Origin of the sequence: Corallococcus sp. CA054B, assembly GCF_003611625.1 — a bacterium.
Classification (GTDB): Bacteria; Myxococcota; Myxococcia; order Myxococcales; family Myxococcaceae; genus Corallococcus; species Corallococcus coralloides.
On record NZ_RAVY01000273.1, the window covers coordinates 1 to 9,987 of the forward strand.

General features: G+C 72.9%; 5 protein-coding genes. All 5 read right to left on the minus strand.

All coding sequences use genetic code 11. The features are described 5' to 3' along the window. A partial coding sequence (locus D7V80_RS37905; RefSeq protein WP_120592700.1) for a hypothetical protein occupies positions 1-2,015 on the minus strand: 2,015 nt, incomplete at its 3' end. Between the two features lie 3 nt (positions 2,016-2,018). Next, positions 2,019-6,734 (minus strand): MG2 domain-containing protein, encoded by a 4,716-nt coding sequence (locus D7V80_RS37910; RefSeq protein WP_120592701.1) that lies wholly within the window; start codon positions 6,732-6,734, stop codon positions 2,019-2,021. Beyond that, positions 6,731-8,329 carry a hypothetical protein gene (locus D7V80_RS37915; RefSeq protein WP_199738956.1) on the minus strand — a complete coding sequence of 533 codons (1,599 nt, stop codon included), beginning with the start codon at positions 8,327-8,329 and terminating at the stop codon, positions 6,731-6,733. Before D7V80_RS37915 ends, D7V80_RS37910 begins: the two co-directional genes overlap by 4 nt. Next, complete coding sequence (locus D7V80_RS37920) at positions 8,326-8,958, minus strand: DUF1175 family protein (RefSeq protein ID WP_120592703.1); 633 nt, start codon at positions 8,956-8,958, stop codon at positions 8,326-8,328. Before D7V80_RS37920 ends, D7V80_RS37915 begins: the two co-directional genes overlap by 4 nt. 21 nt (positions 8,959-8,979) lie before the next feature. Further along, positions 8,980-9,885, minus strand: a complete 906-nt coding sequence (locus tag D7V80_RS37925) for a DUF2135 domain-containing protein (protein ID WP_120592704.1) — start codon at positions 9,883-9,885, stop codon at positions 8,980-8,982. Positions 9,886-9,987 lie beyond the last annotated feature (102 nt).

Sequence of the window (9,987 nt, forward strand, 5' to 3'; positions counted from 1 at the left end):
GTGCCTTCGGTGCGCAGGTAGCGCACGCGGCCGGACTCGAAGCGCAGGGAGACGAGGTTCGTGCCCAGCAGGGCCTCCACCTCGGCGCGGGAACGGGCTTCGCGCCAAGGGGTGGCGCCGCCCTGCGAGAAGGTGAGCCAGGCGTCCCACTTCAGGGGTGGGAGCTGGAGGGCGCGGGTCTCTTCCGGGCGGATGCGCACGGTGCCGCGGAAGGCCTGGCAGTGGGTGGTGTCGCAGAGGGCGCGGCCGGAGTGACGGGTGTCGGCGTGGCGCTCGTTGTGCGCGGCGACGCGGGCCAACGCGACGCGGGCTTCGCCCTGGAGCGTGACGTCCTCGGCGGCGACGACGCCGGCGGTGTACTGCACGCGCGTGGTGCGGAAGACGAAGTCGGAGCCGCGCCGGGCCTTGAGGGCGCTGGGTGTGGTGGGCACGCCGGGTGGTGGGCGGTACGGCGGAGGCGTGGACCAGGTGAAGACGCCCGCGTAGTCGCGGCCACCGTCGGGGCCGTCCGGGAAGCGCACGCGCCACGGGCTGCCCAGGCAGACGGCGGGGCCCTTCGCGGTGAGCGCGTCCAGGCGCGAGAAGTCCGGCGGCGCGGCGCGCGGGGTGCCGTCGTCCAACGAGAAGCCGGCGCCCGAGCAGCGGGCCTCCACGGTCGCGGAGGGCAGCAGGCCGAGCACCTGCACGCGCGCGGCGTCCAGTCCCGCCTGACGGCGCACGCGGGTGAGGAGCGCGGGGAGCTCATCCACGAAGTGCCGGGGCATCTTGCCGGGCCGCACGATGACGGCGACGAGGTCCGCGTCCACGGCGGCGATCCATCCGAGCTGGGGGCGGCTCGCGGCGTCGCGCACGGTGCCCGTCTTGGTGGCGACGCCCTTGAGCGCCTTGGACGTGGCGAGGCCGCTGAGCGTGCCTTCGTCCACGTTGCCGGTGAGGAGCGCGAGCACGTCCGGCCGCGCCTCGGCGAGCAACCGGTACGCCTGCGCCATGCCCCATGGGGACAGGCCATGCGCGGAGCGGAGCCCGATGGCCTCCGTCATGTCCGAGGGCAGGCCGGTGAGCCCCACGCCGGACAGCACGGGGCCCCAGACACCGAAGGCCTTCGGCGCGAAGCCCGTGGCCTCCCAGTCCAGGAACCAGCCGTTGCATGAGCGCAGGAGCGCGAGCCGCGCGTCCACCTTCGGGGGCAGGCCCGCGCCGCAAGCCCACTCCTGCACGCCTCTGCGCGGTGCGAGCAATGGTGGCGCATCGGAGTTCGAAACAAGAGCCGTCCCCGCCGCGTACAGGAACGGCTTGAGCGCGGAGCCGTAGGGCACCGCGCGACGCACGTCGCCCTCCGAGAACAGCACCTCTCCCGAGTGCCAGCTCACCACCACCGTGGCCGCCTCGGGCGCGAGCACTGCCACGTCCGCCAGCTCCTCCACCGTCAGGGGCGTGGCCCACCGCGCTCCGTCATGACACTGGCGCAGCCGGCGCGTCAGCGCGGCGGGAAACCCGGTGTGCTCGCCCAGGATGCGCGCGAGTCCCCTCCTCGCTCGCGAGGTGTCCACCGCCGGTGCGCTCGCCACTTCCTTCGCCGCGCGCGACAGCGATTGATAGGGACCGTCGCGCCACGCGGGCAGCTCGCCGCTCACGGTCAGCGCGAAGGCTTCGTGGAAGAGCCGGTCCTCGCTGGACGCGGGACAGGCCCACCACAGCAACTGGTGCGCCAGTTCGTGCCGCAGCGCCGTGCGCATCCTCGCGTCCAGCACGCCGGGCGTGTTCTGCCGCAGCTCCACCACGCCGGGCCGCCCCTGCGCGTTGCGCTCGGGAGTCAGCGACGTGCCCTTCTGGAGCGTCACGGTGGCGGGGGCCCTCGTCGGAAGTCCTCCCGCCTGCGCCGTGTACTGCGCCTCCAGTGACGTCCAGGCGGCCTGGGCCTCACGGCGCAGGTCCGCCTCGGGCGTCACATCCCCCCGCGTGACGAAGGTGGGCGAAGCCGACAACAGCACGGCGACGGCGACGGCCCACCCCATGGGCTACAGGTCACTCACGGACGTTTTCGACGGAACCACCTTCAACACGTCCGACGCCGTGCGGCCCCGGATGCGCGCTGAGTACATGTCCTCGATGGTCGCGGGCGGCGCCGCGAACGTGCCCGCGAACTGCGCGCGCATCACGTAGCCCACCGTGCGCGGGCTGTCGCTCCACCACGCCGGCTCCTCGAAGAAGAACGTCGCGTGCATGGGGTCCAGCTGCCGGCGCTTGAGCGCCTCCGGAGCCAGCGGCAGCGAGTGCGGCGGACCGCGGAAGACCTTGTCCTCCTGGAGCGGCACGAAGCCCGCCGGCACCGCGTCCTCCACCACGTAGTACGCCGAGCGCGCCCGGTTCTCCCCGCGCGCGTCCAGCGTCAACTCCACGTAGACCTCCTCGCCCTGCGTTACGGAAGCGCCCGCGTCCAGCCTCACCTTCCCGCCCTCGCGCAGCACGTAGTACGCGCGCTCCACGGACATCCCGTTCACGCGCGGCTGCACGCTCTTGAGCGGCGTCATCGCTGCGGCGCGCAGCGTGGCCACGCCGTCGAAGCCGCCCACGTCCACCATGCGCGTCCCCGCCGGCAGCGTGGCGACCAGGCCCATGCCGCGCGCCGAGAACTTCACCGGCGCCGAAGCGCCCTTCACCTCCGGCGGCGCCATGCCCTTGAACGCCTTCGCGTCCCGCTCCACCAGCCAGAGCGAGTGCAAGAGCGCCGTGCTCCGGTCGAAGGTGGACAGGCCCGGCTCGCTCAGCATCTCCAGGATGCGCTTGCGCGCGCGCGTGACGTCCAGCGACCCGAACGACGCCGCGTGCGCGGCGATGGCGGAGAGGCCCACGCGCCGCAGCGGGAAGCGGTAGAACGCCTCGGACGTCTCCGCTTCACCCCGGAGCCCCGCGAGCTTCGCGAAGCCCTCGCCGCTCTCCTTCACCAGCCCCTGGATGCGCCCCTGGAGGCCGGGCTCCTTCATCACGCCCGCCTTCTCCGCGGCCAGCACCGCGAGCGCCAGCGGATACAAATCCCCCGGCTTCGCGGCCTCCACCAGCGCACGCACCCGCGCCGCCTGACGCGGGCCCTGCAAGCGCGCGAGCACGTAGGCGCGCGTCGCGTCGTACTCCGGCGACAGGTTCTCCTGCGCCTCCAGCCACTTCGCGCTCTCCTGGATGCGCGCGTCGTCGCGGTCCACCAGCCCCGCCTCGGACGCGTACGCCAGGCCGTCCAGCGCGATGAGCGTGAGCGGCAGGCTGGGCTCGCTGTAGCCGCCGAACCAGGTGAAGCCACCACCCTTCACCGCGAGCCCCAGGATGCGGGCCGTGCCCTGCACGGAGCGGCTGCGCGCCTCCGCCAGCAGCGCCTGCGAGTCCGGGTCCAGCTTGTCCAGCGCGCCCGCCTTCTGGAGCACCTGGTACACCGCCACGTTGGGCACCGTCGTGGAGACGAGCTGCTCCAGGCACCCGTACGGATACGTGAGCAGCTCGCGCACGTTGGTGAGCGCCGCGTCCACCGTGGACGGCTGGAGCACCAACTCCACGCGCGTCAACGCGGACGCCTCCGGCGCCTCCAGCGACAGCGCGCCACCGCCCCACGCGCTCACCTGCACCGCGTCCTCCACGGCGGCCGGAGCCACGTCGAAGCGCTTCAGGTCGCGCAGCGGATCCTTCCCGCCCACCACGTCCACGGAGAGCTGCGCCGGGCCCGTCTTCGACGCGTGCAGCGTCACCGGCACCACCTGCTCGCCGCCCTCGCCCAGCTCCACCTTGCGCTGGAGCGCCTCCGCCTGGAGCGCGCCGCCCGGCTGCAACCGCACGTCCAGCACCTGGCTGCCCTTGGACTTCGTCCCCGCGGCCAGCCGCACGGACGCGAGCGCCTCGTCGCCCTCGCGCAGGAACTGCGGCAGCGCCGCGTAGACGTTCAGCCCGCCGCGCGTGGCGAACTCCGCCGTGCCCTCACCGAAGCGGCCGGACGTGTCCGCCGCCACCGCCGTCACCACCCACAGCGTCTGGTTGGAGGGCAGCGTGAAGCGCACCGTCGCGCGCCCGTCCCGGTCCGTGACCACGGCAGGGTCCCAGTGCGCCGTGTCCTTCTCCAGGTCCTTCGCGTTGCGGCTGGGCGGCTTGATGGACGCGAACGCGTGGTCGGGCAGCCCCGCCATCTTGCGCGCCAGCTGCTCGCCGTGGCCGTAGCCCTGGAACTCCGCCGAATAGAAGTTCGTCACGTTGTCGCGCGCCGGCGGATAGAAGAAGTCCAGCACGCCGGGGCGGAACTCGGACTGGATGGCGTAGACGGCCTTGTCCACCACGCCCACGGACAGCTGCGCGGACACGCCGTTGCCGTCGCTGTCGGTGACGCGCACGTCGATGGCCTGCTCCGTGAGCGGCAGCGCCTCCGCGCGGCGAGGCTGCAACGCCACCGTGAGCGTGCGCTCCTTGGGCACCACGCGGAACGCCACCGCGCGCTCCTCCCAGCGGCCCGTCGCCGTGGGGTACGCCACGGACGCGTACACCGCGCTGCCGAAGCGCTTCTCCACCGGGAAGGAGTGCACCAGCGTGCGGCCCTTCAGCTGCACCACCGAGGTGCCGTACAGGCTCGCGCCCGTCAGCGTCACCCACACGGGCCCCGCGTCCTTGCCGCCCTGGCCCCAGCCGTCCGGCATGAGCGCCACCAGCTTCGCGCTGTCCCCCGGCTCAAGCGTGCCGGACAGCGACGCGAGCGTGAGGTTGGGCACCTGCGCCACGGGCTCGTCCGCGCCGCCGATGACGAGCAGCGACTCCTCGCCCGTCCACTCCTCGCCCTTCTTGTCCTTCACCGTCACGCGAGCGACGACCCGGCCCACGTCGGTGGTGGGCACCTTCTGGCGCGACGTGCCGTCCTGCTGCGTGGTGAAGGTCTGCGTGCCCAGCTCCTTCTCGCTGCCGTCCGCGCGGACCAGCACGAAGTCCACCTCGCCCGTGGTGACGCCGTAGCCCTTGCCGGACAGCGTGGTGGCGCGCACGGACAGCTGCGCGTCCGAGCCCTTCTGCACCACCGCGTCGGAGAACCGCGCCACGCCCAGCACCTCCACCTTCGACAGGAAGAAGGCGGCGGTGCCGGTGGCGAACGTCTCCTGATCATCCCGCGCGCGCACGGTGAGGCTGTAGCGGTACGGCAGCCGGTCCTCGCCCGCGCCGAGCGGAGGCACGGCGACCTCCACCTGGGCCTCGCCGTCCGCGTCGAACTCGCTCGCGGAGGACCACGGGTCGTCCGTGGCCTGGCGCTCCGCGACGGACGAGTACAGCCGCTCCGGCACGCTCAGCTTGCCCTCGCTGCTGGAGGCGCTGCCGTACGTCACCGCGCTGCCCTGGCCGCCGCGGCCGGAGTCGTCCACCCACGCGGGCGCGTCCAGCAGGCTGCGGTAGAGGAACACCTCGTACTTCGCGCCCTTGGGCACGCCACCCGCGTAGCGGCGCGCGCGCACCGTCACGCTCACCGTCTGGCCGGGCACCACCGTCTCCGACGCGGGCTGCACCTCCAGGTAGAACGTGGGCTTCACGTAGTCCTGCACGCGCGCCTCGCCCTGGTGGGGGTGCTCGTCCAGGTCCGCCTCGATGCGCAGCACGCCCGTGCCCAGGTCGTCCGGAACCTTCAGCGTGCCGTTGAACGCGCCGAACTCATCCACCGCCGCGCGCGTGGTGATGGCGCGGCCCTCCTGCGACACCAGCTTCACGCGCACGTCGCGCTTCTTCGGAGTGAAGAGCCGCGCGAGGAACGTGTCCGGCTGGCGGACGAGCCCGCGGAACTTCACCTCGTTGCCCGGCTTGTAGATGGGCCGGTCGCTGTAGATGAACACGTCCGGCGCCACCGCCAGCGTGGAGTAGAAGTCCGTGTCCACGATGGCCGTGTCCTTGCCGGCCGTCACCGTCGCGATGATGCGCGGCTCCGTCACCGCCAGCGTCACCTCGCCCTTGTCGCCCGTGGTCCCCGTGGGGCCCTTGCCCGTGGGCAGGTACACCTGCACCTGCGCCCCCGCGCGCGGCTGTTGGTCCCGCCCCGCCACGCGCACCAGCACCTGGCCGTCGGTCTGCTTGAGCTGCACGGTGACGTCGCTGACGACGAGCACCACCTGCCCCTCCACCCGGCCCTGCACCAGCTGGAGCACGTAGGTGCCCGCGGGCAGCGGCGCGAGCAGCACGCGGCGCTCCTGGAAGCCGCTGCTCCTGTCGCCCGTGTCGAAGCCCGGCACGTTGAAGTCCCGGTCGGCGCCGCCCAGGTCCAGGTTGAGCCACTGGCTGCGCACCACGGAGAAGCCCGGCGGCGTGCCCACCAGCTTCTCCGGCCCCTCCGCCACCTTCGCCAGCGGCTCGCCGGACGAGGACTCCCCCGGCGGCGGCGGCAGCGACGTGCCCACCTCCTGGCGGAAGTCGGGCGACAGCGCCTCCATCAGCACGATGCCCGGCGAGCGCACCGCGTTGAGGCCGCGGCTCAAGCCCCGGCCCGGGTTGAGCAGCGTGGGCGGCGTCTCGTACGCGCGCCGCAGGTCGCCCTGCGCGCGGATGAACGCGTCCAGGTTCGCGGGCTGGAGCACGCGCAGCTCCACGGGGCCCTTGTCCTCGAAGGCGACGTCCACGGCCACCGGCTCACTGCTGCCGTAGGAGCGGGGGACGGTGATGTAGAGCGGCTTGGCCAGCGCCACGCCGGACAACAGGAGCGCGGCCAGGGCCGCGAAACGCACGGAGGTCTTCATGTCCCGAACCCTTCCGACACCATGACGTAGCCCTGCACGTTGCCGCGGAAGCCCAGGTACGGCAGGGCCTCCAGGTCGCGGCGGGCCGCTTCGATTTCAGGGGGCGCCGCCTTGGGCAGGGGCGACGAGCGGTCCACGCGCGCCTCGGACGTGTAGCCGTCCATGGCGAGCCCGCTGAGCAGCCGCCCCATGTTGACGCCCAGCATCACCGTGGAGGGCGAGCGCAGCCCCGCGACCACCGGGCCCGCGGCGTTGAGCATGTTGGGCGCGCGGCCTTCGCACGCCTTCTGGAGCCGCTCCACCTCCTGCTGGCTCGTGGCCAGCACCACGTGCTTGCACAGCGTGGTGCTCACCAGCGTCCGCGCGCCGCCGGAGAACAGCGCGGACAGCCCCTCCGCGTCCTTCTCATCGCCCCACAGCAGCGCCAGCTCCGGCTCCAGCGACGTGCTGCCGCGCGGCGTCCACACCAGGGCCACCTGGCGCGGGCGTATCCGGGGCTGGCCCTGCTTCTTCCAGAAGGCGCTGAGCTGCGCGGGCTCCAGCGACTCCGGCAGCGTGAGCTGGAACGCGAACAGCACCGGCGTGTCCTCCGGCACCAGCTTGAGCAGGTCGTCGGAGAGGGGCTTGCCATCGAAGGCCATCCCGTCCGGGCGGAGCTTCCCGGCGATGCCCTTCGCCACCAGCCGGTCGCCGTCCACGCGCAGCTGCAGCCGCGTGTCCTCGCCCAGGCCCAGCACGTGGGTGAAGAGCTGCGCCTCGCGGCCATAGGCGTTCGGGTCGAAGCCCACCTCCACGTCCACGTCCCGGTCCGAGTCCAGCTCCGGCAGCGCCGTGCACAGGGCCTGGAGCACCACCACCGGGTGGCGCGAGAGCACCAGCCGGTCCGCCGCGCGCGCGGCCCACACCGTCTGCTCGGCGACGAGCCAGCGCGACAGGTGGAAGCCGCCGTCGGGTGCCTTCTCCATGCCGGAAGGGCAGCTGTCCGCGACCATCTCCCCGCGCTTCGCCACGGCGTCCAGCGAGTCCCACGCCGCCTGCGCGGTCTTGTTCGCCTTGGGGACGAGGATGGCGGGCGTGCCCACGCGCGCGTCGCCTGAGAACCACACCGTGCGGAACGGCGTGTCGAGCAGCTGTCCGACGACGACGTCCAGCACCGCGCCCTTGAAGGACGCCTTGAGGTCGGTGCCGGTGGAGCCCAGGAACGCGGCCCAGCCGCTCGCGAAGCCCTGGCCCAGCGGCTTCTCCCACTGCGCCTTCAGCCACGCGTTGCGCGCCAGCGCGTCACGCACCTTCGCGGGCGAGTGCACGTCCACCCAGACGGCGGGGAGCGCCGCGGCGCCGGGCACCTCCATCTTCGTGGGCTCGGAGGACACCTCCGGCATGCCCTCCACGGTGGCGCCCGCGGTCGGCGGGCCCTTGGGCGCCCCCGAGGAGAAGGCGGGGCCGGAGCCACCGCCGCTGCTCTTGCGGCCGATGACGAAGGCCCCCACGCCCACGCCCGCGACGATGGCGCCGATGAGCGCGATGCGCACGGCGGACGAGCGGCCCTTGCCTCCGCCTCCAGCGGGGGGCGGCGGGCTCACGGGAGACGTCATGACATCCACTCCTTGAAGCGGAAGAAGCCGAGGAAGGAAGCGTTGGCCGGCACGGGGCGCCACTCCAGCGGCGCCTCGGTGGCAAGAGAGTCCAGGACGCCGGTGCGCACGCGCGCTCCGGCCTCACCGGGGTGGTAGACGACGCGCGCGGGTGCATGGGCCCTGTCCTCCGGGCGCACCACGAGCATCAGGTGGAAGACGGGGCCCGCGTCGTGCTCCTGGCGGAAGGCCACCACGTCCCCGGTGCGAAGCTGCTCGCGCGCGTCCAAGCCCCGGCCCAGCGGAACGAAGCTGCGGCTGATCAGCGTCTCCGCGTCCGCGAAGTCGGAAGGTCCGCCGCGCGCGTCCTTCCACAGCGGTGAGGCGAGGCGCTCAGCAGCCACGCGCCGGTACGCCGTGCGGTACGCGTAACGGATGAGGCCCGCGCAGTCGCGCTGCGCCGGCTGCCACGCGGCGTCCGGAGCCTTCACCTGCGCGAGCGCCACCTGCGCGACCTCCCGGCGAAGCAGCCGCGCGCGCGTCTCCGCGGCCACGGGCTCCGCCGCGATGACCGCGCCCTCACGCACAGGGGCTGTCCCGGACGGAAGCGGGGCGGCGTTCAACAACACCGTGAGCATCAGGACGCGCATGGCGGGGCAGAGCCGGTCGCGTCAGTAGCCCTCGTCTCCCTCACCGCCACCGTCACCACTCTTCTGGAGCTCCTTGACCGCCTCCTCCAGGTTCGTGGGCCAGCCGTTCCCCTTGGGCTTCGGATCCGCGGACGGCACGTACACCTCCGCCTGCCCGTCCCCCAGGACGTTCACCCACGCGAGCACGCGCGTCGTGCCCGGCGTCGCCAGCGGGATGCGCACGCGGCGGCGGACCTCGCCCGGCGTGCCCTCGAAGAGCGCCAGGTTGAGCGTGGCCACCGTGTGCGCCTTGTCGCCGCTGGGCCAGTAGTTCGTCGCCACCAGGTACACGCCCTTCGGCGGCGCGCGGTGGATGTAGAGGTACGGGCCGTACGCCGGCTGGTCGAAGTCACCGCCCTGCTCGTTGAGGAAGAACGTGCCTCCGGACGGGCTCTCCGTGTTCGCCCAGTACACGTGCGCCATGGACGACACATCCAGCGTGTCGCCCGCGCTGCTCGCGTCCGTGGGCTCGTAGATGTGCAGGTCCGTGTAGACGCCGTCCGTGTCGCTCGTGAGGATGGCCTTGAGCGGCACCGGGGGCACCTGCGCGTAGCTCGTCGCCTGCGCGCGCGCCGTGCCACCCTTGTTGGTGGCCATCACCGTCACGACGTTCTTGCCGCTGGCCGCGGGGAACTTGCGGCTGAAGCGCCCCCCTTGCGTGCGCATCAGGTAGCGGTCGCCGTTGATGGACACGACCACCGGATCCACCGAGGCATCGCTCACCGTGCCCTCGATTTTCAGCATCCGGTCCACCGTCCACCCGCCGGACGGCGCGCTCAACACCACCTTGGGAACCGTGTCGCCCCGGCCAATGGGCACGCCCTGCTGGCGGGCGGAGACCGACGGCGCCGTCTGCGTGAGCAGCCCGGCGAGAAGGACGGAGAGCATGGTGGAGCCTGCGAGCCTGGAGGTGAGGTGCGCGAACCGCGTGTCCGCGAAGTGACACAGCGTGCGGCAACCCCCTCCCCCTTTTCAAGCCACCCGGCCCCC